A 26,037-nucleotide genomic window follows, 5' to 3' on the forward strand; every position below is an offset into this window, starting at 1 on the left:
TGTCTTCACTTTCGGGAGAACGGAGTTCTAATCTTAGCCGGTCCTGGATCGCGGAAGGGGATGCGACATGGTGGATTCTGATCGGATCGACAAGATGATCAAAGCGGTGCCCCCCGCCTTGGCGCTTCGAGCCGGGCTGGACCTTGGCATCTTCACCCGGCTCGGCGACAGCGCGCTGACTGCGGACAGCCTTGGGGCCGCGCTCAAAGTCGAGCCCAATCGCCTGTCGCGGCTCCTCTACGCACTCGCCAGCATTGGTTTCCTCGAAGTCGAGGATGGCCAATTTCGCAACGGAGCCGAAGCGTCGGCCTTCCTCGACGCGTCCAAGCCGACCTATCGCGTCGGCGATCATGCGCTCCTGCGCGAGCTCTGGGGAGCCGATCTGCTTACCGCAGAGTCGCTGCGACAGAACCGGCCGGCTGCGCTGCACGATTTTTCCGAAGCAGGGTCCGAGGAAGCGGCGGCCTTCAGCCGCATGCTCGCACCGGGGGCGGTGATTTTCGGCCGACTTCTGGCCCAGGAGATGGACCTCTCGGCGATCGGTTCGGTGATTGACATCGGTGGGGGCCCAGGGACCATTCTCGTCGGACTTCGCGAGCGGTGGCCGCAGATTGCGGCAACGCTGATGGAACTCCCAACGGTCGCAGCGGTCGCGCCGGATATCCTGTCGGAATATGGTGCCGAAGACGTGGTCGTCGAAGAAGGGGACATAACTGTCGCGCCATCGGTCGGTCGGCACGATCTGGCGATCCTGAAGGCCGTCGTCCAGGTCCTGCCGCCGGACCAGGCGCGCAGTTCGATCCTGAACGCGGCGCGTTGCCTCACACCGGGCGGCGAGATCGCAATTGCGGGGTGGGGTGTCGTCGATGACGACCGCCTCGGCCCGCGTGAGGGTGTCTTTCTGAATCTCACCTTCCTGAACCTCTATCGCAACGGCGAATCGTACACTGAAGGTCAGTATCGGGCGTGGATGACGGAGGCTGGATTCCGCGATATCTCAAGGTCGCGCCTGACGGACGGCTGCACCTTGTTTCGTGCGCGCCTTGCGGGCTGATTGTTGCCGGATGCCTGGTTTCGGACGCGTGGGCAGGCGCCCATGAGCACACGGCAGTATGCCCGGCCGTTGCATCGGCGCCGCCTCACGTCGAAAATGCCCCCATGGAAGCTGTCCGATTTCCCAGGCTCTCGACACCAAGGCTCGTGCTTCGGGCGCCGAGCGAACGGGATATCCCGGCATGGTTTGCGCGCGCGACGGATGTCGAATCCGCCTCCCTTGCCGGCGATCCCGTTCCCGACGACAAAAGCGCAGGCGAACGATGGCTCGCCCGTTCGCGTCAGCGGTTCGCTGACGGCAAGGCGATCAAGTGGTCCATAGACCAGGCAGGGGTATCGAACGCGATCGGGACGATAACCCTGTCCTTCGGCGCAACCGACGCCAAGGCAGCGGCATTGGGATTTGTGCTGGCGCGTGCGCATTGGGGGCACGGATTGGGCAGCGAGGCAGCGCGCGAAGTCCTCCGCTACGCCTTTGAAACTCTGGCGCTTGAACGGGTAACGGCCGAGGCGGCGGCGCGCAATTTCGCGTCGCTGCGGATATTGGCGAAGCTCGGCTTCAAACATATCGAGAGCTTCATCGATGAGTCCGACGGCGAGCGCTGCGAGCGTTTTGCGCTCGACGGAGACATCGGATCGTCACTGTTGGCGAGCAACGCGATGCCGGACTGCTAATGCATTCGTCGCCTCGGTGCCAAAGTCGGCTCATGGCGCTTAACGTCGTTTCGCAGGCCGTCGTTTGACGAGCCACGATGTTAGGCCTTGGCTCAATGCCCAAACACCAATGGCGGCGCCAGGCGGTCCCGCCGCAGCCAGCGCGCCAGCAGCAGCGCCGCCACCACGGCCAGCCCCGACGACAGGCCGATCCAGATGCCGACGCCATGGAGGCCGAAATGGAAGGCGAGCAGCACGCCGAGCGGCAGGCCGATGCCCCAATAGCCGATCGCGGCGTAGATCATCGGCACCTTGGTGTCATGCAGGCCGCGCAGCATGCCGGCGGCAACTGCCTGCGCGCCGTCGAAGATCTGGAACAGCGCTGCAAAGACCAGGAACGACACGGCAAGCGCGATCACCCTGGCATTGGCCGGGTTGGCGAGATCGATGAAGGCGCTGATCAGCAGATGCGGCCACAGGATCATCACCAGCCCCATCAGCGCCATGAACGAAACGCCGATGACAAAGGCCGTCCAGCCGGCGCGGGAAACCCCTTCCGGATTGCCGGCGCCATGCGCCAGGCCAACGCGCACCGTCACCGCCTGGTTGAGGCCGAGCGGCACCATGAAGCTGATCGAGGCGATCTGGATGGCGATTGCGTGCGCGGCTAATGAATCGGCGTCGATCAGGCCCATCAGCAGCGCCGCGGCGTTGAAGATGGTCACCTCGAAGGCCAGGATACCGGCAATCGGCATGCCGAGCCGCAACAGCCCCTTGAAGCGCGGCCAGTCGGACCGCCAGAAGCGCCCGAACAGACGGTAGCGCCGGAACTTCTTCTCCAGCATCACCACCACTGCCATGCCGATGAACATAAGCGTGCTGGACAGCGTGGTCGCAAGCCCTGAGCCGGCAATGCCCATCGATGGCACGCCGAGATTGCCGAACATGAACACCCAGTTGAAGAGGGCGTTGCAGGCGACGGCGACGAAGACGATGATCAGCGCCCAGCCCGGCCGCTCCAGCGCCGAGATGAACGAGCGCAGCACGATATAGCCGTAGAAAGGCAGCACCGCCCATTCGAGCCAGCGCAGATAGATGCCGGCCTGATGCGCCAGCGCGGGTTCCTGGCCCATTGCCAGCAGAATGGCCTCGCCGTGCCAAAGCACCAGCCAGATCGGGATCGAGATCAGGATCGCCAGCCACAGGCCCTGGCGCACCGTGCGGCGCAGGTCGCGCACCGAATGGCGGCGGCGGCCAAGCTCGGTGGCAATCATCGGCGACGTCGCCAGCATCAGGCCGAGCCCGAAGATCAGCGGCATGAAATAGAGGTTGGCGCCAAGCGCGCCGCTGGCCAGCGTGTCCGCCCCCAGGCGACCCATCATCATGACGTCGGTGGCCGTCATGGCGGTCTGGCCGAGATTGGTCAGCACCATCGGCCAGGCGAGCGCCAGCGTCGCCCTGATTTCCTGACGCCAAAGATTTTCCGGCGCGTGAGCGCCGGCTTCGATCGCAGACATTGTTCCGCTCTTTCCAGGTACGGCGCGTCGGCAAGGAGCCGGAAGCCGCATTTCAAACGGCAAAACCTTCGGTTTCGCAGCGTTTGCGTCAGCTTTTGGACGAAACGCGACATGAAGGCAAGAGAGGAGGGGCCGGAACAGATTGAGCCAGCGGAACGCCCGGACCGATTGTTGCGTGCCGCCGAAGCGCATTTCACACGCCGGCAACGGGCTGCTACGGATTGCCTGGACGACGAGGTGCGACGACAGATCCCGGATTTTCCAGGAGGCAGGATGCAGTTCAGGCGCAGAAAAAACACGGCTGCTATCCCGCGGACGGCGCCGTCCTTCGAGCACATCGTCACCGAAGCGAGCGACAGTTTCCTGTGGCGGCTCGACGACTACCCATGGGAACGCAACGTCTGGAACTTCCATCCGGAGTACGAGATCCACCTGCTGCGAAAATCCTCCGGCGTGGTGCTGGTCGGCGATCACATCGGCGAGTTCGGGCCAGGCTATCTCACCATCGTCGGTGGTGGACTGCCACACGACTGGGTCACCGCCACGCAGCCGGGCGAACTGATCGAAGGCCGCGACATCGTCCTGCAATTCGATGCGCAGAGGCTGCGCGGGTCGGTGGGCCTGCTGCCGGAACTGCGCGAACTGGAACCGTTCCTGGAGCGATCGCTGCGCGGGATGGTCTTTCACGGCCAGACGGCACGCGAAGGCGCCGAACTGATGGAGCGGATGGGCGAGGTTAGCGGGCTAAGCAGGTTCTGCCTTTTCCTGTGCCTGGTCGATCTTCTCGCCCGGACCGACGAATACGAATTGTTGTCGTCACCGGATTTCTCGCCGGTTCTCGATGCCGCCTCGCTGGACATCATCCAGCGCACGCTGACCTATCTGTTCCAGCATTTCGCCGAAGATCTGAAGCTGCCGGAAGTGGCGGAACTCGCCGGAATGACCGAGAGCACATTCTCGCGCTTCTTCCAGAAAAACACCGGCAACAGTTTCAGCGACCACCTTGCCAAGCTCAGGCTCTGGCAGGCTTGCAAGCTTTTGGCGGACACCGACATCGCGATCACCGACATCTGCTTCCAGGTCGGCTACATGAACATCTCGAACTTCAACCGCGCCTTCATGCGCAAGCATCGGATGACGCCGTCGTCCTATCGGCGGCTGTCGCGGCAGCGGCTGACGATGCGCGCATAAGCGGTTCCTGAAAATCCTACCCCGGCCTCGATCGATACTCATGTGACGGGCTCCCCAAGCGGACGCCAGTTTTTGCGCTGCACAATGCATAAAAGTACAGGTCCGTTGCAACGGGGCTTCTAGCGTGGCCCGCCGCAACTCCGCATTTTGGCGATGGGTGGCATGTCGTTCGGGCGATGGTGAGGATCGCGTGACCCGAGGACTTGCGCGTCCTGCGAAGTGTTCCTGGAGGAGAAAAGATCAATGAAACCAGTTAGGCTCGCTGCCAGCCTTGGCGCAGCTTTTATGCTTTCCACTGCCGTTTCCACCATTGCCCTGGCGCAGGCGCCGGTCTGCTCGGCGCCGGTCAAGGTGCTGGCGCAGCCGCGCGACGGCCTGACGCTTCTGGAGGACTCCAAGGACGAGTTCCAGAAGCTTGCCGGCGCCGGCTTCCAGATCGACTATTTGAACGAGAACGACCGCCGGGCGAAATCGCGCGCCGATGCGTCCACCGTCGGCAACTACAACGTCTACTATGTCGACGAGGCCAACGTCGCCCTGTTTGCGTCGTCGAAATGGATCGTGCCGCTCACCGATTACTATCCGGCGGACTATGACTACGCCGATTTCGACCCGGGCCGGCAGAAGGTCGCGACCTATGACGGCAAGGTCTGGTTTGCGCCACTGACCGGCGGTGGCGACCTGATGGTCTACCGCAAGGATGTCCTTGAGGCGGCCGGAATCCAGCCACCGAAGACGCTGGACGAGCTGATCGCCGACGTGCCGAAGCTGACCAATCCGGACAAGGGCATGTATGGCATCGCCTTGCGCGGCGCGCGCGGTTCGGGCGCCAATGTCTGGCGCTGGATGCCCTTCTTCAAGGCCTATGGCGGCCAGTGGTTCGACGGCAACAAGCCTGTCTTCAATTCGGACGCCGCCGTCAAGGCGACCGAGACCTATCTGAAGCTGTTCAAGGATTCGGCGCCCGGCACGCAGACCGGCAGCTGGGATGAATCGACCGGTGCGTTCCTGTCGGGCCAGGTGGCGATCCTCGTCGAATCGACACCGCTGTCGGGCATGTCGGTCGATCCCAAGACCTCGCAGGTGGTCGGCAAGATCGGCTTCCTGCCGCCGCCGGCGCCGCTCACCGGTGGTGGCTACGGCCATGGCCTCGCCATTGCGGCGAAGGCCAATGCCGACGACGCTTCGAAGAAATGCGCCGGCCTGTTCATCGCCTGGGCGACGTCGAAGGAGAACGAGAAGCGCCGGCTCGACGCCCACCAGTTCGGCGAGCTGAACCGCACCAGCATCCTGTCCAGCAAGGAATTCGCTGATATCTACGGCGCCGACCTTGGCCAGGCTCTGGCCGAGACGGGCAAGGTCACGGCGGTCAACTTCTGGCAGGATCCGCGCTGGCCGGACCTCGGCGACCGCTGGGGCATCATCCTCGAGGAACTGGTCACCGGCACCCGCACCGACATCAAGGGCGGCCTCAACGAACTTGAAGCCTACGCCAACGAATTGGCGAAGAAGTAGCAGCCTCCCTCTGGCGGCGCACGGCCCACGGCATTCGGTCGAATGCCGGGACCTGTGCGTCGCGGGAAGGCCTGCTCTGGCGCCGCCTGAAGCATCTCCACGCGAGGATCCAGCCATGTTCGAATACAGCGAGGCCTGACCAATGCCTCGACGCTCATCCTTGCCGGTCGCCTTCCTCGTGCCGACGCTCGTCATCCTTTTGATCCTGTCGATGGTACCGACGCTCTACGCGATCGTCATCGCCCTGCAGAACCGCGAGCTGAGTTCCACGACCTATTCCTATGTCTGGCTTTCGAATTTCTACGACCTGTTCTTCGACCGCCGCTTTCTCAACGCCGTCTGGGTGTCGGTGAAGTGGGAGATCGTCACCGTTGCGGCGACGATGGCCGTGGCCATCGGACTGGGGGTGCTGATGTTCGAGGTCGCGTCGCCGCGCCTGCGCAACATCTACTGCCTGCTGTTCATCATTCCGGTTTTGCTGCCGCGCGTCTCGGCGGCCTTCGTCTGGAAGTTCGCCTACCACCCGCTCTACGGCATCGCCACCTACCCCTATCGGCTGCTGACCGGCGGGCTGATCTTCGACCCGCTGTCCAAGCCGTCGACGGCGCTGTTCGCCGTCGCCTCGGTCGATGTCTGGCAATGGGGCCTGTTCTTCGCCGTCATCGTGCTGAAGCTGTTGGAAACGCTGCCGCCGCAGCCGATCGAGGCGGCGCGGCTCGACCACGCCAGGCGCTGGCAGATCCACGCCTATGTCACCTTGCCCATGCTGAAGGCGCCGCTGGTCAGCCTGATGTTCGTCAAGATGATCGAATCGCTGCGTTCCTTCGACCTGATCTATGTGATGACCCGCGGCGGGCCTGGCGTCGCGACCGAGACGCTCGACATGTATGCGTTTTCGCAAGGCTTCATCGAGTCGGGCAAGGTGTCCTACGCCTCGGCGATGGCCGTGCTGATGATGATTGCCACCGTCATCACTTTCACCATGCTGTGGAAGCGGGTGCAGGCATGAGGCCGGGCCGCCTGATCGGCAAGACCGTCCTGGCATTCGCCGGCTTCATGGCCGTGTTTCCGCTGCTTTGGACGGCGCTCAATTCGCTGAAGAACAATGTCGACATCATCACCCGCGTACCGCGCCTGGTGTTCACGCCGACACTTGCCAACATCAGCTATATCATCGGCCGCGACAGCGTCATGACCGGCCTCTACAACTCGGTCATCGCCTGTGGCGTCGCGGTGCTGATCGGCGTGGTGCTCGGCCTGCCGGCCGCCTATGCGGTGGCGCGCTATCCCAACCGCTGGGCCGGCGACATCCAGTTCTTCGTGCTGTCGCTGCGCTTCCTGCCGCCGGTGGCGGTGGCCATACCGCTGATGGTGATCTGGCTGCAGCTAGGGCTCTATGACACGCTGGCGGCACTGATTGTCACCTATTCGCTGCTCACCATCTCGGTGATCATGTGGCTGGCCATTCCCGCCTTCCAGAGCGTGCCGAAGGAGGTCGAGGAAGCCGCCTTCGTCGACGGCTACGGCGCCTTTTCGGTGTTCTGGCGGATCGCGCTGCCAGTCGCGGCGCGGTCGCTGATCGGTGCGGTCACCTTCAGCTTCGTGCTGGTCTGGAACGAGTTCCTGATCGCGCTGATGCTGTCCAGCTCGAACGCCAAGACCTTGCCGATCGTCGCATCCGAGTTGTCCCAGCAAGGCATGAACGTGCCGTGGGGAATCCTCAACGCCTCGGTCGTGCTTCTGTCGCTGCCGCCGCTGCTGTTCCTCGGCGTGCTCAGCGGCTTCCTGAATTCCGTTTTCCAGCAAAAAAAGACTTGAAGCGAGGACGACACGATGCGGGCATTGGTGCTTGAGAAGAAGGGCGAACTGGCGCTGCGCGAGATCGCGTTGCCGCTCGACGTCGGGCCGGACGACGTCAGGATCGCCATCCACACGGTCGGTGTCTGCGGCAGCGACGTGCACTATTACACCCATGGCGCCATCGGCAGTTACGTCGTGCGCGCGCCGATGGTGCTCGGCCATGAAGCGTCCGGAACGATCACCGAAATCGGCGCCAATGTCAGGACGCTGAAGGTCGGCGACCGCGTCTGCATGGAGCCCGGCGTGCCGAACCTGTCCTCACGCGCGACAAAACTCGGCATCTACAATGTCGACCCGGATGTCAGCTTCTGGGCGACGCCGCCGGTTCACGGCATTCTTGCGCCTCAAGCCGTTCATCCCGCCGCGTTCACTTACAGGCTGCCGGACAATGTCTCCTTCGCCGAAGGGGCGATGGTCGAACCCTTTGCCATCGGCATGCAGGCCGCCGCCCGCGCCCGCATCGTTCCCGGCGACGTCGCGGTTGTCGTCGGCTGCGGCCCGATCGGCATCATGATTTCGCTCGCTGCCCTTGCCGGCGGCTGCTCGAAGGTGCTGATTTCCGACTTCTCCGCCCCCAAGCTCGAAATTGCGGCGCGTTATGCGGGCATCGTGCCGGTCAATATCGGCGAGCAGTCACTGGTCGATGCGGTTGCGGCGGTCACCGACAATTGGGGGGCGGACATCGTCTTCGAGGCCAGCGGCAGCCCGAAGGCGTTCGCCAATCTGTTCGATGTCGTGCGTCCCGGCGGCGCGGTGGTCCTTGTCGGGCTGCCGGTGGAGCCGGTGGCACTCAACGTGCCGGCGGCCATATCGAAGGAAGTGCGGATCGAGACGGTGTTCCGCTACGCCAACATCTTCGACCGTGCCCTGCAACTGATCGCATCCGGCAAGGTCGACCTCAATCCGCTGATCACCGGTACATACCCTTTCAGCGAGAGCATCGAGGCTTTCGAGCGCGCGGCGGCGGCGCATCCGGAAGACGTCAAGCTGCAGATCCTGATTTCCGACGAGAAGACCTGACCATGTCCGCGATTACCTGCTCCCATGTCGAGAAATCCTATGGCGCCACGACCGTCATCCGCGACCTCAATCTGAGCATCGAGGAACACGAATTCGTCGTCTTCTTGGGGCCTTCCGGCTGCGGCAAGTCGACCTTGCTGCGCATGCTGGCGGGGCTGGAGGATATCAGCGGCGGCGAGGTCTCGATCGGCGGCAAGGTGGTCAATGACCTCGACCCGGGCGATCGCGGCATTGCCATGGTGTTCCAGAACTATGCGCTCTACCCGCATATGACGATCTTCGACAACATCGCCTTCGGCCTGAAGCGCCAGAAGGTGCCGATGGCTGAAATACAACAGCGCGTCGAAGCGGTTTCGAAGACGCTGGGCCTGGACCCTTATCTCGGCCGCAAGCCGTCCGCACTGTCCGGCGGCCAGCAGCAGCGCGTGGCGATTGCCCGCGCCATGATCAAGACGCCGAAGGTCTTCCTGTTCGACGAGCCGCTGTCCAATCTGGATGCCAAGCTTCGCAACCACATGCGCGTCGAGATCGCCCGGCTGCACCAGTCGTTGAAGACGACCACCGTCTACGTCACCCACGACCAGTTGGAGGCGATGACGCTCGCGGACCGCATCGTGCTGCTGCGCGATGGCAGGATCGAGCAGATCGGCTCGCCGGCGGAAATCTACGAGCGGCCAGGCAATCTGTTCGTCGCCGGGTTCATTGGAACGCCGAACATGAATTTCATCGACGTCACGGTCGGACGAAAGGAAGACCGCTGGACGCTGACGAGTGCCGGATCGATCTTTTCCATCGAAGGCTCCCGCTTCGATCTGCAAGGCGTCCAGCGCGCAGTGCTTGGCATCAGGCCTCCGGACCTGAAGACCGCCGGCCCTGAAGCCGGCAACCTTCTGGAAGGCACGGCCGACCTCATCGAGTTTCATGGCAACGACGCACTGGTGATCTTCGGTTCCGGCGGCAAGGAAATCAGCGCGCTGGTGCCGACCCGCGAATGCCCGGCCGTCAACAGCAATGTCCGCTACACCGTTGACGAAACGAGCCTTCATCTGTTCGATGCCGAGTCCGGCGCGTCCCTGCTGAGCCAATAGAGCATGATGCCGGAAAGTGTGAAGCGGTTTCGGACGACATGATGCTCCATCTCTTTGATTTAGAGACGTGCGCTACCGTATCGCGTCCAGCATCTGCCGCTGCCGGTGCATCTCCAGGAAAATCCTGTAATCGCGGTCGAAACGCCCGGCCGATTTCGGGTTCGACGCACGCGTCCTGCCGCCCTGCTGCATGGCAAGGCAGGCGGCGTTGAGGTCCGGGAAAATCCCGGCCGCGGTGGCGGCGACCATGCCGGTGCCGAGCAGCACCGCTTCGTCGGCCAGCGGCTCGACCACCGTGCAGCCGGTGGCGTCGGCATAGAGCTCCATCAAGAGCGGGTTCTTGGTGTGGCCGCCGGTGACATGCAGCGTGTCGATCAGGTAGCCGTTTTCGTTCAACGCCTCCAGCACATGCCGCACGCCCAGCGCAATGCCGACAGCGGTGCGCCAGTAGAGCTTGCACAGGCTGTCGAAGGAGGAGTCCAGCGTCAGCCCGCTGACTACGCCGACGGCGTGCGGATCGGCGAGCGGCGAACGGTTGCCGTGGAAGTCCGGCAGCACATGCAGCCGTGCGGCGAGCGCCTCGCCTTCGGCTGCACGCAACTCGGCGACGCGCCTGGCGATCTTGGCATGCATGGCGGCGTCCGGCTCGCCGCCGGCGCCGTGCCAGCGGATGATATGGTCGAGCAGGGCGCCGGTGGCGGACTGCCCGCCCTCCGAGAGCCACAGCTTCGGCAGCGCCGCGCCGTAGTAGGGACCCCAGACCCCGGCGAAGGGTTGTGGATCGGGCGACATCGCCATGACGCAGCTCGAAGTGCCGGCGATCAGCGCCAGGTGCCGGCCGATGTCCTGTTCGTCGCCGGCAAACCCGCCGAGCACGCCAAGCGCACCGGCATAGGCATCGATGACGCCGGCGCCGACCCGGCATTTCTGCGTGAGGCCGAGATCCGCCGCCGCTTGCGCCGTCAGCGGCCCGATATCGGTGCCCACCGGACTGGCCCTCTCGGGCAGGTTCCCGTGCTCGAAAAGATCGTCGAGGCCGACGAGCTCGAAGAAATCGCGGCGCCAACCATTCTCCTCATGCGCCAGATAGGTCCATTTGGCGGTCAGCGTGCATTGCGAACGAGCCAGGGAGCCGGTCGCCTGCCAGGTCAGGAAGTCGGTCAGGTCGAATAGGTAGCCGGCTTCATTCCAGATCTTCGGCAGGTGCCGTTTCAGCCACATCAGCTTCGGTGTCGCCATTTCCGGCGACATGACGCCGCCGACATAGTCGAGCACGGCGTGGCCGCTGGCCGTGCATTCGTCGGCCTCGGCGATGGCGCGGTGGTCGAGCCAGACAATGGTGTCCCAACGCCTGTCGCCGGTGACCGAGACGCTGAGCTGGTCGCCTTGCCGGTCGCGCACCACCAGCGAACAGGTGGCGTCGAAGGAGATGCCGACGACATCCTCGACGGCGACGCCGGCTTTCTCGCGCGCGGCACGCACGGCGATGCAGACGGCCGACCAGATATCGCGCGAATCATGCTCGGCGTGATCGGGCTTCGGCTGGTTCATGGCGATCGGCCGTTCGGCCCGGCCGAGCAAGGTGCCGCTGGTGTCGAGAATGCCCGCGCGAGCGCTCCCGGTGCCGACATCGACCGCGCAAACGAACTGTTTCAAGATGCTCTTACTCTCGCTCCCAGGCCTGCAATCAGATCGGGCAATTGCAGCATGTCAGCGAATATAAAGTCCGGTTCACTCGACGCAAGCCGCGCTTGCAAGCTCGGGTTGCCGGCATGCGAGCCGCCGGTGAAGGCGAAGACGCGCATGCCCGCCGCCCGCGCCGCAGCGATGCCGGCCGGGCTGTCCTCGACGACGAGGCATTTGCGCGGATGGGCCCGCATGCTGGCGGCGGCATGGAGGAACAGATCCGGCGCCGGCTTTCCCATGGTCACCATAGCGGCGCTGAACAGATGCGGCTCCATCAGCCCGAGCAACCCGGTGACGTCGAGCGCGTAGCGGATGCGGTCGAGCGTGCCCGAGGACGCGACACAGAAGGGCAGCCCGAGCCTCGGCAGTATCTCCTTAACACCAGGGATCGGCTTCAGCTCCTCGCGAAACCTGCGCATCAATTCGACGCGCATGTCGGTGAGCTGGCTGTCGGTGATCTCAAGCCCGAACTCGCGGCCGAGGATCTCGCGCACGCTTTTCATGCTCTTGCCGAGGAAATGCTCGTAGGCGACATCCTCGCCGATGCTGCCGCCGGCAAGCCGGATCATGCCAAGCAGCGCAGAGACTGAGAGCGCCTCGCTGTCGACGAGCACCCCATCGCAGTCGAAGATGACCAGTTCAGGCGTCATGGCGCCGAATGGTCTCAGAGCGCGCCGGCGAGGTAACGCGTCAGCGTCGCGCGTGTGCCGTTCGCCCACAGCACGTTGAGCGCATGGGCAAAGGCCTCGACAAACGCCGTGGCGTGGCCGACATCGCCGTAGATGTCCTCCATGGCAAGCCAGGCGGCGGGCGCGTCCTTTGCCGCCTTTGCCGTCGCCTGCAGCCGGTTCCAGCTCGGGTCGTTGGCCTCGATGACGGCGCCGCTGTCCGTCGTGCCGAAGCAGTAGCGGCACCACAGGGCCGATTCCAGCGCCAGGCCGGCGACGCCTTTGCCGGCCTTCAGCCGGTCGGCAATGGTCGGGATGATGAATTTGGGCTGGCGGTTGGAGCCGTCGAGGCAGAGCCGGCGCACCGTGTCGCCGATCTTCGGATTGGAAAAGCGGCTCTCGATGAGTTGGTAATAGTCCTCCAGAACCGTGTCCGGTACCGGCGGCACGGTCGGAATGATCTCTTCCCGTTCGAGCTTGGCCAGAAAGCCGCTGACCAGTGGTTCCTGCATTGCCTCATGGACGAAATGGATGTCCATCAGTCCGGCCGGATAGGCGATCGTGGCATGGCCGCCATTGAGGATGCGGATCTTCATCAGCTCGTAGGGCGCGACGTCCTTGACGAACTGTACGCCGACCTTTTCCAGCGGCGGCCGGCCGTCGGTGAAATGGTCTTCCAGCACCCATTGCCGGAACGGCTCGCAGAACACCGGCCAGTTGTCCTCCAGCCCGAACTCGCTGACCAGGATGCCGCGTTCGCGATCCGTGGTGGCCGGCGTGATGCGATCGACCATGCCATTGGGAAAGGCGACATGCTCGCTGACCCAGTTTGCCAGATCCTCGTCGATTAGCCGGGCAAGGCCGATGACGCCATCGGAGGTGACGTGGCCATTGTGGGGAATGTTGTCGCAGGACATGACGGTGAACGGCACGACGCCGTCATCGCGCCGGCGGACCAGCCCGGCGAGGATGATGCCGAACACCGTCTTCGGCGTGGCGCCCGGCTGCGCGTCGGCGACGATGTCGGGATGGGTCGGGTTGAAGACGCCGGAAGCCGGGTCGATGAAGTAGCCGCCTTCGGTGATAGTCAGCGAAACGATCTTGATCGCCGGGTCGGCGAGCCGTTCGATGATGCCCGCCGCATCGCCCGGCATCAGGAAGTCGATCATGACGCCGGTGACGCGGGCACTCATATGGCCGCTATCCTGTTCGACCACGGTGGTCAGCCAGTCCTGCTCCTCCAGTTTGCCGCGGCCGATCTTCTCGCCCTCGAACACGCCGGCGCCGACCAGCGCCCACTCATGGCCGATTCCCGAATTGAACAAATCGTCGAGATAGACGGCCTGATGCGAGCGGTGGAAATTGCCGACGCCGAAATGGACGATGCCGGGCTTGAGCGCCGCGCGGTCGTATTTGGGACCGGCAACCTTGGCGGGCAGCTTGGCGAGGTTGGAAGACGAGAGTTTCACGGTCATCTGTTTTACCCTTTGGCCGGCTTCGGCCTTCGTTTGTCGGCCTCTGCTCCCCGCGGAGGGACGAGGAGCAGAGACCACCCCCGCCCTCAACTCATCCACTGGCCGCCATCGACATTGTAGGTCTGGGCGACGATGTATTCGGCATCGCTGCTGGCGAGAAAGACCGCCATGCCGGTGAGGTCCTCCGCCGTGCCCATGCGGCCATACGGCACCGCCTCGCCAACCAGCCTCTTCTTCTCGCCCTTCGGCCGGTTTTCATACTTGGCAAACAGCGAATCGACGTGATCCCAGTGCTCGCCGTCGACGACCCCAGGGGCAATCGCGTTGACGTTGATGCCGTGCTTGATCAGGTCGAGCCCTGCCGATTGGGTCAGCGAGATGACGGCGGCCTTGGTGGCGCAATAGACGCCGACCAGCGCCTCGCCGCGCCGTCCTGCCTGGCTCGCCATGTTGATGATCCTGCCGCCCTTGCCCCGCGCGATCATCGAGCGGCTTGCTGCCTGCAGCATGAACAGCGTGCCGGCGACGTTGACGGAAAACAGCTTGTCGTAGCTTGCCTTGGTGATCTCGACGATCGGCGCCAGATCGAACAGGGCGGCGTTGTTGATCAGGATGTCGAGACCACCGGTCGTCGTCTCGACGGTTTTCACCGCCGCCTCGATGGAGGCGAGGTCGGTTACGTCGAGCTTGACCGCATAGGCCTTTCCGCCGATCTCGGCGGCTGTCTTCCGCGCAGCCTCGAGATTGATGTCGGCAATGGCAACGGTGGCGCCTTCGCCGGCATAGGCTTCGGCGAAGGCTCTGCCGATGCCACGGGCCGAACCCGTGATCAGCGCGGATTTGCCGGCCAGGCGCATGCTCACATCGCCTTCCCGTCGGCGCCGAAGCGATGCAGCTTGGCCTTGTCGGGCGTCAGGTAGATGGTGTCGCCGTGGTGGACGGCGAGTTCGCCGTCGGCGCGCACCGTCAGCGGACCGACGCCATCGGCCTGGACATGCAGGAAGGTGTCGGAGCCGAGATGCTCGGCAACGCCGACGATGGCTTTCCATTCGCCCGCCGTGGTCGAGATCTCCATGTGCTCTGGACGGATGCCGATGGTCTTGGCGCTGTATTTGGCCGCTGGCGCCCCTTCGATCAGGTTCATCTTCGGCGAGCCGATGAAGCCGGCGACGAACAGGTTGCGCGGCGTCTTGTAGAGCTCCATCGGCGAGCCGACCTGCTCGATGTTGCCGGCGTTCAACACGACGATCTTGTCCGCCATGGTCATGGCTTCGACCTGGTCGTGGGTGACGTAGATCATCGTCGTCTTGAGCTGATGATGCAACTCGCTGATCTCCAGCCGCATCGTGCCGCGGAGCGCCGCATCGAGGTTGGACAGCGGTTCGTCGAACAGGAAGGCCGAGGGCTGGCGCACGATGGCACGGCCGATGGCGACGCGCTGGCGCTGGCCGCCGGAGAGCTGGCCGGGCCGGCGTTCGAGATAGTTGGTCAGGTTCAAGACGCGCGCCGCATCCTTCACCTTCTTGTCGATGGTCGCTTGGTCTTCCCCCGCCATCTTCAGCGGGAAGGCGATGTTCTTGGCCACCGTCATGTGCGGATAGAGCGCATAGGACTGGAACACCATGGCCAGCTTGCGCTTGGCCGGCGCTTCACCGGTGACATCGCGGCCATCGATGTTGATGGTGCCGCCGCTGGTGTCCTCCAGCCCGGCGATCAAGCGCAGCAGCGTGGACTTGCCGCAACCCGACGGGCCGACGAAGACGACGAACTCGCCATTTTCGATCACCAGGTCGAGGCCGGGGATGATGATCGTCGATCCAAAATGCTTGGAGACGTTCTTGAGCGTGATGTTTCCCATGGTTTCCTCCCCGAGGGCTATTTCTGCCGGATTGCTTCAGGCAATTTCTGTTACTTCACCGCACCGAATGTCAGGCCGCGTACCAGCTGCTTCTGGCTGAACCAGCCCATGATCAGGATCGGGGCGATGGCCAGCGTCGAGGCGGCCGAAAGCTTGGCCCAGAACAGGCCTTGCGGGCTGGAGAACGAGCTGATGAAGGCGGTCAGGGGTGCGGCGTCCGTGGTGGTCAGCCGGATCGTCCAGAATGCCTCGTTCCAGGCCAGGATGATGTTCAACAGCATGGTCGAGGCGATGCCCGGCACTGCCATCGGCGTTAGCACATAGACGATCTCGTTCCACAGCGAAGCCCCGTCCATGCGCGCCGCTTCCAAGATCTCGCCCGGGATTTCGCGGAAGTAGGTGTAGAGCATCCACACCACGATCGGCAGGTTGATCAGCATCAGCATGACCATCAGGCCGATGCGGCTGTCGAGCAGCCCGAAGTTGCGGAAGATCAGGTAGATCGGGAACAGCACGGCGACCGCCGGCATCATCTTAGTGGACAGCATCCACATCAGGATGTCCTTGGTCCGCTTGGTCGGCGAGAAAGCCATCGACCATGCCGCCGGAATGGCGACAAGCAGGGCCAGGATGGTCGAGCCGACCGAGAGCAGCACCGAGTTGAAGAAGAACTTGAAGTAACCGCTCTGCGCCTGAACCTCGGTGTAGCTCTCAAACGTTCCCGACGGGATCAGGTTGAACCCCTGGATGGCTTCCTGCTCCGACTTGAACGAGGTGATGATCGTGTAGAGGATCGGGAAGAAGATCAGCAGCGCGACGATCCAGGCGGCAACGGTCGCGATTGTCTTGTGCTGGGTGGTGACTGAGCGTGCCATCTTAATCCTCCCTTACTTGTCCAGGTTCTTGCCGACGGCGCGCATGGCGAAGAAGGCAACGATGTTGGCGAGAATGACAGCGATGATGCCGCCGGCGGATGCCTGGCCGATTTTGAACTCCAGCAAGGCCTTCTGGTAGACGAGGAAGGGCAGGTTGGTGGAGGCGTATCCAGGGCCACCATTGGTGGTGACGAGGATCTCGGCATAGACCGACAAAAGGAAGATCGTCTGGATCAGGATGACGACGGTGATGGCGCGCGACATGTGCGGCAGCGTCAGATGGATGAAGCGGCTGATGAAGCCGGCGCCGTCCATCTCGGCGGCCTCCTTCTGCTCGCCGTCGAGCGACTGCAGCGCGGTCAACAGGATCAGCGTCGCAAAGGGCAGCCATTGCCAGGCGACGATGATGATGATCGCCGTCATCGGATGTTGCCCGAACCAGTCGATCGGCTGGGCGCCGAAGAAGCGCGCTATGTCGGCAAAGACCCCGTATTGCGGGTGCATGATCATGTTCTTCCAGACCAACGCGGCCACCGGCGGCATGACGAAGAACGGCGAGATGACGAGGATGCGGACAATGCCTTGTCCCCACATCGGCTGATCGATCAAAAGCGCCAGCAGGATGCCGCCGATCACCGTGATCAACAGCACGCTGATCACCAGCGTAAGCGTGTTGAGGATCGATTGCAGGAATGCCGGGTTGGAATAGAACAGCGCGTAGTTCGAGAAGCCGACGAACCCGTCGCGGATCGGGTTGAGCGGGTTGTACTGCTGGAAGGAGAACCACAGCGTGAGCGCCAGTGGAACAACCATCCAGACCAGCAGGAGCACGACAGATGGCGCCATCATGAAACGGGCAAGCGAACGGGTCTGCTGAGTAGCCATGACGGTCACCCTTCAATGGTCAGACTGAATTTTCAAAAGGCGTTAAAGGCGGCCGCCCGAACTGGGACTCGGGCGGCCGTTGCCGGTCAAGGAGGCGACCGGCATTCGGCACCGGGAGGAGCCTACTTGATATAACCGCCTTCGGTCATTGCCGCGGTGGCAGCGTCCTGGGCCTGCTTCAAGGCGTCGTCGACGCTCGACTGGCCGGCAAGAGCCGCCGAGAAGAGCTGGCCGACAGTGGTGCCAAGGCCCTGGAACTCAGGGATGGCGACGAACTGCACGCCGACATAGGGCACCGGCTTGACGGTCGGATGCGTCGGGTCGGCGGCATTGATCGAGTCCAGCGTCATCTTGGCGAACGGAGCCGCCTTCTGGTAGTCGGCATTGGCGTAGAGCGAGGAGCGCGTGCCGGGAGGAGCATTGGCCCAGCCTTCCTTCGAGGCGACCAGTTCGGCATAGTGCTTGCTGGTTGCCCAGGAGACGAACTTCTCGGCAGCATCCGCCTTCTGCGTGCCGGCGGGAATGGCCAGCGACCAGGCCCACAGCCAGTTGCCGCGCTTGCCCAGGCCATTGTCGGGTGCCAGCGCATAACCGACCTTGTCGGCGACGGTGGAGTTCTTCGGGTCCGATACGAAGGATGCGGCGACCGTGGCGTCGATCCACATGCCGCACTTGCCCTGCTGGAACAGCGCCAGGTTTTCGTTGAAGCCGTTGGACGATGCGCCCTCGGGACCGTCGGCCTTCATCAGGTCGACATAGAACTGCAGGGTGTTCTTCCATTCGGGCTGGTCGAACTGCGGCTTCCAGTTCTCGTCGAACCAGCGTGCGCCGAAGGAGTTCGACATGGCGGTCAGGAAAGCCATGTTCTCGCCCCAACCGGCCTTGCCGCGCAGGCAGACGCCGTTCACGCCATTGGCGCGGTCGGTCATCTTGTCGGCGGCCTGCTTGATGAAGTCCCAGGTCGGCGCGTCGGGCATCTTCAGCCCGGCCTTGTCCATCAGGTCCTTGCGGTACATGACGAAGGAGCTTTCGCCGTAGAAGGGCGCTGCATAGAGCTTGCCATCAACCGAAAGACCGCCTGATATGGCCGGGATGATGTCCTTGGCGTCATAGTCGTCGCCGAGCTTGTCGAGCGGCAGAAGCCAGCTCTGCTTGGCCCAGATCGGAACTTCATAGGTGCCGATCGTCATCACGTCATACTGGCCGCCCTTGGTGGCGATGTCGGTGGTCACACGCTCGCGCAGCACATTTTCTTCGAGCGTGACCCAGTTGAGCTGGATGTCGGGGTTAGCCTTGGTGAAGTCTTCCGTCAGCTTTTGCATGCGGACCATATCGCCATTGTTGACGGTGGCGATGGTGATGGATTCGGCATGTGCGGCGAAGGCAAGAGCGCTGGCCGACAACAAGCCCAGGGTGAGCGTACGAAGTTTCATCAAATTCCTCCCATGAACCAAGATGAGCATTTGCCTTGGCTTTGAGCAATTACTCACCTGACGTCAATTATGTCAAGCCGGATTCGATGCTGCAGCGCAGCACCCGGCGGTATCGGCGGACCATGTGTGTGTGGAAATTGCCAAGCCGACTTCGCCGGTCCTGGGCATTCAGGCGACAGGACAGCCATTCAGGCGACAGGGCAGGATTGGAGTGCCGGAGGACTTGCCTGTCAGCAGGCGATTTCGGCCAGCAGCCAGTCGCGGAAGGCGCGGATCTTCGGCACGTTGCGGCGCGCCTGGGGATAGACCAGCCAATAGGCATGGCCATCGTCGCCCACCAGGTCGAAAGGCTGGATCAGCCGGCCGTCGGCGAGTTCCGCCTTGAACAGCGCCCGGGTCAGGATCGCCACGCCATGGCCGGCGATGGCCGCATTGGCCTCATAGGCCTGCGCGCCCATGCTGCTGCCGGGCCGTTTGGCAAGGTCGTGCGAGTTGACGCCGGCAGCCGAAAACCACTCGGTCCACCAGATGTCGCCGGGATCGAGGATCGGCAGCCGCAACAGGTCGGCCGGCTCTTTGACGCCGCCGATGCTCGCCGCGAGTTTCGGGCTCAGCATCGGCGTGAAATCGGCATCGAGTAGCTTGTAGGCTTCCAGTCCCGGCCATTTGCCGCCGCCCGAACGGATGGCGAGATCGACATCCTCGCGGGCGAAGTCGGTCAGGCGGCTTGACGTCTCGAGCCGAACGGCAAGGGAGGGATGAGCGATCTGGAACGAGCCGAGATGGTGCGCCAGCCAGTTCGAGGCAAAGGTCAGCACCGTGGTGACGCACAGCAGCCCGTCGGCGCCGCCGCGCGCCGCGGCGTAGGCCTGGCCAAGAAGGGCAAAGGCTTCACTGACCCCCGGGGCAAGGCGCTGTCCGGCTTCGGTCAGCACAATCTGGCGCGGCCGCCGCAGGAACAGCGGTGTGCCGACCCGCTCCTCCAGCACCTTGATCTGATAGCTGACCGCCGCCTGCGTCATGGCGAGCTCCTCGGCGGCCTTGGTGAAGGAAAGATGCCGCGCCACCGCGTCGAACACCCTGATCGCTTGCAGCGGCGGGAGTTGGGAGAGCTGTCGCGAGCTGAGGTCAGGCATAAAACCTCCTTATGGGCCATAACAGATGTTCGATTGGCAAAGCCGGCCGGCAAGACCGACATTCAGAGTCAACCATTCATTCGGGTTCAGGATAGCGAAGGTTGACGATCATGACCATGGCGCAGCAAAAGTGCACTCCCGCTCCGGATCATCGCTGGATTTCGTGGCTCACGGACGGATTGGGCTGGTTCGCAATCAGAAAACGGACGCATCTCGACATCAGGGACCTGTCGCCGCATCTGCAGCGCGACGTCGGCTTCCTCGACGGCAACGACCCTTTCGGGCGGGGCAAATAGCCCGGCTGGCTTTATCGGAAATCAGTCGGGCCGGCGTCTGCGATCGACGGCAGCCCGATCAAACGCTGGCCAGCAGGGCCGCCGCCGTCCGCTCGTCGGTGATGAGGCCGTTGATCAACCGCCGGTTGGCCGCCGCCAGGATACCCGGCAGTTTGCGTTCGCCCATCGCCAGTGCAATCACCAGGGATTTTTCGCGCGATGGCAGCGAAGCCGACGACACCCGGTCGTTGGTGATGCCCTCGATCATGCGGCCTTCGCGATCGTATACCCAGCCGACGATTTCGGCGATGCCGCCGGCCTTCTGCAGCGCCTTCAGTTCACTTTCGGAAATGAAACCGTCCTCATAGAGCGGTGCCTTGGGGCCGAGATCGCCAATACCGATGAAGGTGACGTCGGCCTCGGCGGCCAGCGCCAGCGTCGGCTGGATCATCGGTTGGTTGAGCAGCATCTCGCGCTCCTCCGGCGAAGAGGCGATGACCGGCAGCGGCATCGGGAAGGATCGCGCCTTGACCCTGTCGGCCATGGTGAAGATGACGTTGTAGAAGGCGGCCGAGCCGTCCGGCGAGATGTTGCCGGTCAGGGACACGACCTTGTGCTGCGGGCATTCCATCGGCGGCAGTTGTTCGATCGCCGCCTTCAGCGTGCGACCAGTGCCGATCGCCATGACGATCGGCGTCGGCGAGCGCAGCCGCCGCTCGATCTCGGCCGCCGCCGCCTCGGCGATGCCGATGGTGGTGGACGATGAATTGGGATCGCTCGGCACCACTTCGACTAGGTCGAACGCGAAGCGCGATCTCAGCCGCGCCGCCAGATCGAGGCAGTTGGCGATCGGATGGTCGACACGGACCTTGATCAAGCCTTCCGACACCGCCAGCGACACCAGCCGCTGCGCCGTCTGCCGCGATATGCCGAGCGTGGTGGCGATCTGGTCCTGCGTGTTGCCGGCAACATAATAAAGCCAGCCGGCGCGCGCCGCGTCGTCCAGCCTGTTGCTGCCGCCATCTTGCCGGGTATTCACGTCCTGCCTCCCGAAACCGCCTGTCATGAGCGCGGTCCGCTTCTACTCTTGCAGGGAACGGGCTGCTGCGCAATTGTCAATCTCAAGGGCAATTGCTTGCAAGCTTGGGGGCACATGGCGAGAGAATTTCGTTCTTCGGCGATGATTGCGCCGGAGAAAGACCATCGGTTTCAGTTCCGACAGCCGGCACGTTCTGCGATCGGGAAGGTTTATCTCCCCGCGTAAACCCTTTAAGGGATCGCAAAAAGGAGCCTTGCATGACGCCGAAAGCGGTTTTCTGGGATATGGACGGCACGCTGGTCGACAGCGAACCGCTGCACGAGGCCGCTTTGGTGGCGGCGATGCGCAATGTCGGCCTCGTCCCGCCGGCCGACCTGCATGAGCGCGTGCTCGGCGTCGCCGCCTGGCCGGTCTATGAGATGATGCGCGACGAGTTCTGCCTGGACCTGCCCTTCGACGACTGGATCATCCGCAAATACGAGCACTATCTGCCGCTGGTCGAGCGCTTGCAGCCGCGCCCCGGCGCGATCGAGATCTTCAACGACTTGCGGGCAAGGGGCGTGGCGCAAGCCGTGGTGTCGAATTCGGACCGCATGATCGTCGACGCCAACCTTCGGATGGTCGGGCTGACCTATCCCGGCATGAAGACGATCAGCCGCAACGATGTGCGCGAGGGCAAGCCGCACGCCGAACCCTTCCTGCGCGCCGCATATCTCGCTGGCGTCGCTCCTGCTGAGGCGATAGCGATCGACGACAGCTGGCCGGGCGCCATGGCGGGGCTGGCGGCAGGCATGACGACGATCTTCTGGCCGGAAAAGCCGATGGAAGGCCCGCCCGGTGCTATCGTCATCAACAGCGCCGAGGAATTGCGCGCCGAACTCGGGCTTTAGCCTTCAGAGGCTCAGTTGCGGTAGACCGGTTCCTGCTCGTCGAGGATCGCCTTCAACTCGCTGAGGTGGCGTTCGGCCTGGCCGGGATAGTCGTCCATCTCGCTTGCCGTCTTCTCGGCGATCGCATCGGACAGCGTGCGCAGCGGGCGGCCGGTCCACAGCGCCTTGATGTAGGTCTCGGCGGCGCGCTCGAAATAGAACATGCGGTTGAAGGCATCGGCGACCGTGTCGCCGATGACCAGCACGCCGTGATTGCCCATCACCATCACCTTGACCTTGGGATCGACGAGGAGCTGAGAGCAGCGTTCGCCCTCCTCCTCGAAGGCCAGCCCGCCATAATGGGCATCGACGACATGGCGGTTGAAGAACATCGCCGAGTTCTGGTCGATCGGCGGCAGGCGAGAGTCGGCGAGCGATGCCAGCACCGTGGCGTGTATGGAATGCACATGTATGACGCAGCGCGCGTGGCGGACATTGCGATGGATGGCGCCATGCAGCCCCCACGCCGTCGGGTCGGGCGCGTTCGGCCCCGAGAGCGTGTCGGGATCGTTGGCGTCGATCAGCAGCAGGTCGCTCGCCTTGATGCGCGAGAAATGCACCTGGTTGGGGTTCATCAGGAACTGCGTGCCGTCGTCATTGACCGCCAGCGAGAAATGGTTGGCCACCGCCTCGTGCATGTTGAGCCGCGCCGTCCAGCGAAAGGCGCAGGCGAGATCGACGCGCTCCTCATAGAAGGGCAGGTTGGTCAGCGTTTCCTTTTGCAGGCGGGCGATGCTCATCGAGGACACTCCGTGAAAGAGGCGAGAATGCCGCGACCAGCCGAGGCTCGCAACCGCTTTCGCTTGGTGCAGAGCCAAGGTCCTTGTTGCGATCGCCGCCGGACGCCGATGTCCTTGCCTATGCCGCCGTGCTGGCGGCGGCGCCAGCCCGCAGGCCGCCATGCTCGACGATGAAGTCGATGACCTCCCGCAGACCCTTGCCGCGCGACAGGTCGGTGAAGCCGAACGGCCGCTTGCCGCGCATGCGGCCGGCGTCGCTCTCCATGACATCGAGATTGACGTTCACATAGGGCGCCAGATCGCTCTTGTTGATGACCAGGAAATCGGAGCGGGTGATCGCCGGCCCGCCCTTGCGCGGGATCTCCTCGCCCTGGCAGACCGAGATGACATAAAGCGTGAGGTCGGCGAGATCAGCCGAGAAGGTGGCGGCGAGGTTGTCGCCACCGGATTCGATGAAAACGATGTCGAGGTCGGGGAATTTCTTGTTCATCTCGGCGATCGCCTGCAGGTTGATCGAGGCATCCTCACGGATGGCGGTATGCGGACAGCCACCGGTCTCGACACCCATTATGCGATCCTCCGGCAGCGCCTGCAGCCGGGCCAGCATCATGGCGTCTTCCTTGGTGTAGATGTCGTTGGTCACCACAGCGATCGAGAATTCGTCGCGCAGCGCCTTGCACAGCTTTTCGGTCAGCGTCGTCTTGCCCGAACCGACCGGACCGCCAATGCCGACGCGCAGCGGGCCATTTTTCTGTGTCATGCGGGAAACTCCGTGATGGCGAGGATGGCGAAGCCGAGCCCGATCAACAGGCACAGCGGCGAGTAGTAGCGCAGGTCGAGCCGCGCGAAAGGTTGTTCCGGCGCCAGCCGTCGCCACCATGGCGTGAAGCCGGCAATGCCGCGCCCCAGGAACACCAGCCCGATGAGCAGCGAGGTGGCGGCGAGGCCTTGCTTGGGAAAGGGCGAGGCAAAGACGCCTTCAAGCGCCAGCGGCCACAGTGTCGCCAGGGCAAGGCACGCGGCAACTGCGAAACTGGCGAACGGTGTCGGCATCTCATCGACGCCGCGAAAGCCGACGACGGCGCGGGCGCAGGAGGCCGCATCCCGGCCCGGCCAGATGCCGCCAATGCCCCAGTAGACATGCAGCGCCGTGATCAGCAGCAGGACAAACGATAGCGCGAAGGCGAGAAAAATCATGAACGGAACAACCGCGAATACTGGGTTTCGTGTCTCATAGCCATGATTTCGGAGACAAGGGCGCAGCCGCCGAGATCGTCCAATGTCGAGCGCGCGGCGCGGCCGGCTGTCGACAACGCCAGCGGCTCGAAGCCGGCAAGCAGCGCGGTGGCCTTGCTCTGGCCAACGATGCCGAGCCGGATCGCGGCCTGGACGAGGTTGGAGAAGAAGGCCTGCAGGAAGGCGGACAGCGCGTCCTGAAGCGCAATCGCATTGCCGCCTGCGATGGCGCCGACGGCGACACAATAGGCGCATTCGGCCGGCAGGCGCTCCAGCACGGGGCTGGGCCAGGCTGCCGCCGCTTTGAGAAAGGCGGCGCCTTGCAGCATGGCCTCGGTGTGGCGTTCACGCGAACCGGCGAGCGCCTCGGCAAGTGCTGCAATTTCGTCTAGATCACCGTCGTTGCGCGCGCGGCGCCAGCTCTCGGCGAACAGCACGGCGTCGTTCCAGCCCGAACCCATCTCGACCAGCGTTTCCAGCCACCCGGCGAGGGTTTTCGCGTCGGCAATCAGCCCGTCATGCACCGCGCGTTCCAGACCATGGCTGTAGGAAAAGCCGCCGACCGGAAAGGCCGGCGACAGCCACGCCATCAGCCGTAGCAGGGCGATGTTGGAAGGCTGGTCACTCATGATCGTGGTGGTGGCCAGCGTGGGAATGCGAATGGGAAAGGGATTCGCTGTGCGCGTGGGAATGCGCTTCACCATGGCTGTGCGCGTGCGCCTCGGCGTGCGCATGGCCGTGATCATGGCTGTGTCCACCGTGGCCGGAATAGGCGCCGCGCACCGGCCTGAACGGCTCGGAGACATCGGTCACCGTGGCCCCCAGCCCCTCCAGCATCGCCCTGATGACATGGTCGCGCAGGATGAGGATGCGCCCGGCCTCGATGCTCGCGGCGAGATGGCGGTTGCCGATATGCCAGGCGAGCTCGGCCAGATGCACGCCGTCGCGAGCGCGGATGTCGTAGACATCTTCTGGCGCCGCGATGATCTCGATGTGGCGGCCATCCTCCAGCACCAGCCGGTCGCCATCGTTCAGGGCGACGGGCTCGGGCAGGTCGACCAGCACCTTGCTGCCGTCGGCAAGCTCGATCGCCCGGCGGCGCAGATGCCGCTCGTCATGGGCGAGAATGGCGCGGCCGGAGGGTGCCGTGGCCCCGGCATTGCCGGCAGTCAGCACCGAGACGGCGCGGGGAAATTTGGTGAAGTCGGTGCGGATGTCGAGCTTCATTTCATGGATCCCCCATTGGCTTGCGCCCGCGCACGGGCGGGCCGCGCCAGCACGCGGTCGAAATATGCGTTGACGCGCTCGGATTCGATTGGAAACCGGCCGGCGCGCGCCCAGCCGCCCATATCGCCGAGCAGCACGTCGACGGCCGAAAACCGGTCGCCCAGTGCAAAGGGCTTGTCGCCCAGCCGACGGTCCAGAGCCTTGAGCTCGGACGCGAAGTCGTAAGCCGCCGCCGGGCCGACATCGACCCGCACCTCCTTCGGCAGCAGGAAGCGATGGCGCAGCTTGTTCCAAAGCGGTGCTTCGAATTCCGATTGAGCGAAATGCATCCAGGAATCCATTTCGGCACGCCCGGCAACGCCTGGATCGGCGCCCATGCCCTTGTCGGCGTGCTTGTCGGCGAGATAGACGCAGATCGCCGCCGAATCCGTCACCGTGAAATCGCCGTCGATCAGGATCGGCACCTTGCCCGAAGGGTTCAGCGCATAGGCTTCCGGTGAGCGCAGCTTGACCTCGACGAATTCATAGGGCTGCCCGAGCTCCTCGAGCATCCAGAGAACGCGGCTGACCCGGGATCCACGCGATCCGACGGCCTTGTACATGCGCAAACCTGCCTTTCCCTGGAAGCTTAGACCATCCCTCACTTCATCCCAATGGGCGCCAGTCAAAGTGCTACA

The 26,037-nt window shown here is 63.7% G+C and carries 27 protein-coding genes; 10 read left to right on the forward strand and 17 right to left on the reverse strand.

All coding sequences use genetic code 11. From position 1 onward, the window contains the following. Positions 1-67 precede the first annotated feature (67 nt). Entirely contained in the window at positions 68-1,054 is a 987-nt protein-coding gene (locus AC1D08_RS01435) for a methyltransferase (protein ID WP_457150834.1), read from the forward strand. Beyond that, entirely contained in the window at positions 967-1,728 is a 762-nt protein-coding gene (locus AC1D08_RS01440; RefSeq protein ID WP_477422438.1) for a GNAT family N-acetyltransferase, read from the forward strand. Before AC1D08_RS01435 ends, AC1D08_RS01440 begins: the two co-directional genes overlap by 88 nt. 92 nt (positions 1,729-1,820) lie before the next feature. On the opposite strand, the gene AC1D08_RS01445 is transcribed toward AC1D08_RS01440, so the two are convergent. Then, entirely contained in the window at positions 1,821-3,224 is a 1,404-nt protein-coding gene (locus AC1D08_RS01445) for an MATE family efflux transporter (RefSeq protein ID WP_457150832.1), read from the reverse strand. Positions 3,225-3,497: 273 nt separating this feature from the next. On the opposite strand from AC1D08_RS01445, the gene AC1D08_RS01450 reads away from it, so the two are divergent. From AC1D08_RS01450 to AC1D08_RS01475, 6 genes are all read left to right on the forward strand, one after another. After that, positions 3,498-4,415, forward strand: a complete 918-nt coding sequence (locus AC1D08_RS01450) for an AraC family transcriptional regulator (RefSeq protein WP_457150831.1) — start codon at positions 3,498-3,500, stop codon at positions 4,413-4,415. Between the two features lie 243 nt (positions 4,416-4,658). Beyond that, complete coding sequence (locus AC1D08_RS01455; protein WP_457150830.1) at positions 4,659-5,930, forward strand: ABC transporter substrate-binding protein; 1,272 nt, start codon at positions 4,659-4,661, stop codon at positions 5,928-5,930. A 142-nt stretch (positions 5,931-6,072) separates the two neighbouring features. Beyond that, the gene (locus AC1D08_RS01460; protein ID WP_477225017.1) at positions 6,073-6,939 is read left to right on the forward strand and encodes a carbohydrate ABC transporter permease; all 867 of its coding nucleotides are present in this window, start codon (positions 6,073-6,075) and stop codon (positions 6,937-6,939) included. Further along, the gene (locus AC1D08_RS01465) at positions 6,936-7,748 is read left to right on the forward strand and encodes a carbohydrate ABC transporter permease (protein ID WP_457150828.1); all 813 of its coding nucleotides are present in this window, start codon (positions 6,936-6,938) and stop codon (positions 7,746-7,748) included. The genes AC1D08_RS01460 and AC1D08_RS01465 overlap by 4 nt, the downstream gene beginning before the upstream one ends. Positions 7,749-7,763: 15 nt before the next feature. After that, positions 7,764-8,810, forward strand: a complete 1,047-nt coding sequence (locus AC1D08_RS01470; RefSeq protein ID WP_457150827.1) for an NAD(P)-dependent alcohol dehydrogenase — start codon at positions 7,764-7,766, stop codon at positions 8,808-8,810. A 2-nt stretch (positions 8,811-8,812) separates the two neighbouring features. Further along, on the forward strand, positions 8,813-9,898 hold the full coding sequence (locus AC1D08_RS01475; RefSeq protein ID WP_457150826.1) for an ABC transporter ATP-binding protein: 1,086 nt from the start codon (positions 8,813-8,815) through the stop codon (positions 9,896-9,898). A 72-nt stretch (positions 9,899-9,970) separates the two neighbouring features. On the opposite strand, the gene AC1D08_RS01480 is transcribed toward AC1D08_RS01475, so the two are convergent. From AC1D08_RS01480 to gcvA, 9 genes are all read right to left on the reverse strand, one after another. After that, a complete protein-coding gene (locus AC1D08_RS01480) occupies positions 9,971-11,557 on the reverse strand; it encodes an FGGY-family carbohydrate kinase (RefSeq protein ID WP_457150844.1) in 1,587 nt (528 codons plus the stop codon). Next, positions 11,551-12,234 carry an HAD family hydrolase gene (locus AC1D08_RS01485; RefSeq protein ID WP_457150825.1) on the reverse strand — a complete coding sequence of 228 codons (684 nt, stop codon included), beginning with the start codon at positions 12,232-12,234 and terminating at the stop codon, positions 11,551-11,553. Before AC1D08_RS01485 ends, AC1D08_RS01480 begins: the two co-directional genes overlap by 7 nt. A 14-nt stretch (positions 12,235-12,248) precedes the next feature. Next, complete coding sequence (locus AC1D08_RS01490; RefSeq protein ID WP_477422441.1) at positions 12,249-13,727, reverse strand: mannitol dehydrogenase family protein; 1,479 nt, start codon at positions 13,725-13,727, stop codon at positions 12,249-12,251. Between the two features lie 86 nt (positions 13,728-13,813). After that, positions 13,814-14,584 carry an L-iditol 2-dehydrogenase gene (locus AC1D08_RS01495; RefSeq protein ID WP_457154449.1) on the reverse strand — a complete coding sequence of 257 codons (771 nt, stop codon included), beginning with the start codon at positions 14,582-14,584 and terminating at the stop codon, positions 13,814-13,816. Positions 14,585-14,586: 2 nt separating this feature from the next. Further along, positions 14,587-15,585 carry an ABC transporter ATP-binding protein gene (locus AC1D08_RS01500; RefSeq protein WP_095083372.1) on the reverse strand — a complete coding sequence of 333 codons (999 nt, stop codon included), beginning with the start codon at positions 15,583-15,585 and terminating at the stop codon, positions 14,587-14,589. Between the two features lie 50 nt (positions 15,586-15,635). Next, positions 15,636-16,460: a carbohydrate ABC transporter permease gene (locus tag AC1D08_RS01505; RefSeq protein WP_457154448.1), complete on the reverse strand. Its 825-nt coding sequence runs from the start codon at positions 16,458-16,460 to the stop codon at positions 15,636-15,638. Positions 16,461-16,472: 12 nt separating this feature from the next. Continuing rightward, a complete protein-coding gene (locus AC1D08_RS01510) occupies positions 16,473-17,345 on the reverse strand; it encodes a carbohydrate ABC transporter permease (RefSeq protein ID WP_457154447.1) in 873 nt (290 codons plus the stop codon). Between the two features lie 122 nt (positions 17,346-17,467). Then, positions 17,468-18,778 carry an ABC transporter substrate-binding protein gene (locus tag AC1D08_RS01515; RefSeq protein WP_477393067.1) on the reverse strand — a complete coding sequence of 437 codons (1,311 nt, stop codon included), beginning with the start codon at positions 18,776-18,778 and terminating at the stop codon, positions 17,468-17,470. 230 nt (positions 18,779-19,008) lie between these two features. Beyond that, positions 19,009-19,914 (reverse strand): transcriptional regulator GcvA, encoded by a 906-nt coding sequence (gene gcvA / locus AC1D08_RS01520; protein WP_477412133.1) that lies wholly within the window; start codon positions 19,912-19,914, stop codon positions 19,009-19,011. A gap of 110 nt (positions 19,915-20,024) precedes the next feature. On the opposite strand from gcvA, the gene AC1D08_RS01525 reads away from it, so the two are divergent. After that, positions 20,025-20,210: a hypothetical protein gene (locus tag AC1D08_RS01525; RefSeq protein WP_095084331.1), complete on the forward strand. Its 186-nt coding sequence runs from the start codon at positions 20,025-20,027 to the stop codon at positions 20,208-20,210. Between the two features lie 58 nt (positions 20,211-20,268). Here AC1D08_RS01525 and AC1D08_RS01530 read toward each other — a convergent pair whose 3' ends face one another. Beyond that, a complete protein-coding gene (locus tag AC1D08_RS01530) occupies positions 20,269-21,228 on the reverse strand; it encodes a sugar-binding transcriptional regulator (RefSeq protein WP_457150178.1) in 960 nt (319 codons plus the stop codon). Positions 21,229-21,485: 257 nt separating this feature from the next. Here AC1D08_RS01530 and AC1D08_RS01535 point away from each other — a divergent pair, with 257 nt between their 5' ends. Next, the gene (locus tag AC1D08_RS01535) at positions 21,486-22,118 is read left to right on the forward strand and encodes an HAD family hydrolase (protein ID WP_457150177.1); all 633 of its coding nucleotides are present in this window, start codon (positions 21,486-21,488) and stop codon (positions 22,116-22,118) included. 11 nt (positions 22,119-22,129) lie between these two features. Here the strand turns inward: AC1D08_RS01535 and AC1D08_RS01540 are convergent, their stop codons facing one another. From AC1D08_RS01540 to AC1D08_RS01565, 6 genes are all read right to left on the reverse strand, one after another. Next, positions 22,130-22,897, reverse strand: coding sequence for a class II aldolase and adducin N-terminal domain-containing protein (locus AC1D08_RS01540; RefSeq protein WP_095083360.1), 768 nt, complete (start codon positions 22,895-22,897; stop codon positions 22,130-22,132). 118 nt (positions 22,898-23,015) lie between these two features. Next, positions 23,016-23,657, reverse strand: coding sequence for an urease accessory protein UreG (gene ureG / locus AC1D08_RS01545; RefSeq protein WP_457150176.1), 642 nt, complete (start codon positions 23,655-23,657; stop codon positions 23,016-23,018). After that, positions 23,654-24,094, reverse strand: a complete 441-nt coding sequence (locus AC1D08_RS01550; protein WP_457150175.1) for a DUF3995 domain-containing protein — start codon at positions 24,092-24,094, stop codon at positions 23,654-23,656. The genes ureG and AC1D08_RS01550 overlap by 4 nt, the downstream gene beginning before the upstream one ends. Next, positions 24,091-24,762, reverse strand: coding sequence for an urease accessory protein UreF (locus tag AC1D08_RS01555; protein WP_457150174.1), 672 nt, complete (start codon positions 24,760-24,762; stop codon positions 24,091-24,093). The genes AC1D08_RS01550 and AC1D08_RS01555 overlap by 4 nt, the downstream gene beginning before the upstream one ends. Beyond that, the gene (gene ureE / locus AC1D08_RS01560; protein WP_457150173.1) at positions 24,755-25,360 is read right to left on the reverse strand and encodes an urease accessory protein UreE; all 606 of its coding nucleotides are present in this window, start codon (positions 25,358-25,360) and stop codon (positions 24,755-24,757) included. Before ureE ends, AC1D08_RS01555 begins: the two co-directional genes overlap by 8 nt. Next, positions 25,357-25,962, reverse strand: coding sequence for a glutathione S-transferase family protein (locus tag AC1D08_RS01565; RefSeq protein ID WP_457150172.1), 606 nt, complete (start codon positions 25,960-25,962; stop codon positions 25,357-25,359). The genes ureE and AC1D08_RS01565 overlap by 4 nt, the downstream gene beginning before the upstream one ends. Between the last annotated feature and the right edge of the window lie 75 nt (positions 25,963-26,037).

The sequence above is a fragment of the Mesorhizobium sp. P2_E6 genome, from assembly GCF_056403835.1.

What these genes read in the sequence shown, in the direction of transcription:
- AC1D08_RS01510 (WP_457154447.1), bottom strand. Translation starts at nt 17,345, where the DNA reads ATGGCTACTCAGCAGACCCGTTCGCTTGCCCGTTTCATGATGGCGCCA.
- AC1D08_RS01515 (WP_477393067.1), bottom strand. Translation starts at nt 18,778, where the DNA reads ATGAAACTTCGTACGCTCACCCTGGGCTTGTTGTCGGCCAGCGCTCTT.
- AC1D08_RS01490 (WP_477422441.1), bottom strand. Translation starts at nt 13,727, where the DNA reads ATGACCGTGAAACTCTCGTCTTCCAACCTCGCCAAGCTGCCCGCCAAG.
- AC1D08_RS01460 (WP_477225017.1), top strand. Translation starts at nt 6,073, where the DNA reads ATGCCTCGACGCTCATCCTTGCCGGTCGCCTTCCTCGTGCCGACGCTC.
- AC1D08_RS01565 (WP_457150172.1), bottom strand. Translation starts at nt 25,962, where the DNA reads ATGTACAAGGCCGTCGGATCGCGTGGATCCCGGGTCAGCCGCGTTCTC.
- AC1D08_RS01435 (WP_457150834.1), top strand. Translation starts at nt 68, where the DNA reads ATGGTGGATTCTGATCGGATCGACAAGATGATCAAAGCGGTGCCCCCC.
- AC1D08_RS01470 (WP_457150827.1), top strand. Translation starts at nt 7,764, where the DNA reads ATGCGGGCATTGGTGCTTGAGAAGAAGGGCGAACTGGCGCTGCGCGAG.
- AC1D08_RS01540 (WP_095083360.1), bottom strand. Translation starts at nt 22,897, where the DNA reads ATGAGCATCGCCCGCCTGCAAAAGGAAACGCTGACCAACCTGCCCTTC.
- AC1D08_RS01555 (WP_457150174.1), bottom strand. Translation starts at nt 24,762, where the DNA reads ATGAGTGACCAGCCTTCCAACATCGCCCTGCTACGGCTGATGGCGTGG.
- AC1D08_RS01500 (WP_095083372.1), bottom strand. Translation starts at nt 15,585, where the DNA reads ATGGGAAACATCACGCTCAAGAACGTCTCCAAGCATTTTGGATCGACG.
- AC1D08_RS01455 (WP_457150830.1), top strand. Translation starts at nt 4,659, where the DNA reads ATGAAACCAGTTAGGCTCGCTGCCAGCCTTGGCGCAGCTTTTATGCTT.
- ureG (WP_457150176.1), bottom strand. Translation starts at nt 23,657, where the DNA reads ATGACACAGAAAAATGGCCCGCTGCGCGTCGGCATTGGCGGTCCGGTC.
- AC1D08_RS01475 (WP_457150826.1), top strand. Translation starts at nt 8,813, where the DNA reads ATGTCCGCGATTACCTGCTCCCATGTCGAGAAATCCTATGGCGCCACG.
- AC1D08_RS01495 (WP_457154449.1), bottom strand. Translation starts at nt 14,584, where the DNA reads ATGCGCCTGGCCGGCAAATCCGCGCTGATCACGGGTTCGGCCCGTGGC.
- AC1D08_RS01450 (WP_457150831.1), top strand. Translation starts at nt 3,498, where the DNA reads ATGCAGTTCAGGCGCAGAAAAAACACGGCTGCTATCCCGCGGACGGCG.
- AC1D08_RS01465 (WP_457150828.1), top strand. Translation starts at nt 6,936, where the DNA reads ATGAGGCCGGGCCGCCTGATCGGCAAGACCGTCCTGGCATTCGCCGGC.
- AC1D08_RS01485 (WP_457150825.1), bottom strand. Translation starts at nt 12,234, where the DNA reads ATGACGCCTGAACTGGTCATCTTCGACTGCGATGGGGTGCTCGTCGAC.
- AC1D08_RS01525 (WP_095084331.1), top strand. Translation starts at nt 20,025, where the DNA reads ATGACCATGGCGCAGCAAAAGTGCACTCCCGCTCCGGATCATCGCTGG.
- AC1D08_RS01535 (WP_457150177.1), top strand. Translation starts at nt 21,486, where the DNA reads ATGACGCCGAAAGCGGTTTTCTGGGATATGGACGGCACGCTGGTCGAC.
- AC1D08_RS01550 (WP_457150175.1), bottom strand. Translation starts at nt 24,094, where the DNA reads ATGATTTTTCTCGCCTTCGCGCTATCGTTTGTCCTGCTGCTGATCACG.
- gcvA (WP_477412133.1), bottom strand. Translation starts at nt 19,914, where the DNA reads ATGCCTGACCTCAGCTCGCGACAGCTCTCCCAACTCCCGCCGCTGCAA.
- AC1D08_RS01445 (WP_457150832.1), bottom strand. Translation starts at nt 3,224, where the DNA reads ATGTCTGCGATCGAAGCCGGCGCTCACGCGCCGGAAAATCTTTGGCGT.
- ureE (WP_457150173.1), bottom strand. Translation starts at nt 25,360, where the DNA reads ATGAAGCTCGACATCCGCACCGACTTCACCAAATTTCCCCGCGCCGTC.
- AC1D08_RS01505 (WP_457154448.1), bottom strand. Translation starts at nt 16,460, where the DNA reads ATGGCACGCTCAGTCACCACCCAGCACAAGACAATCGCGACCGTTGCC.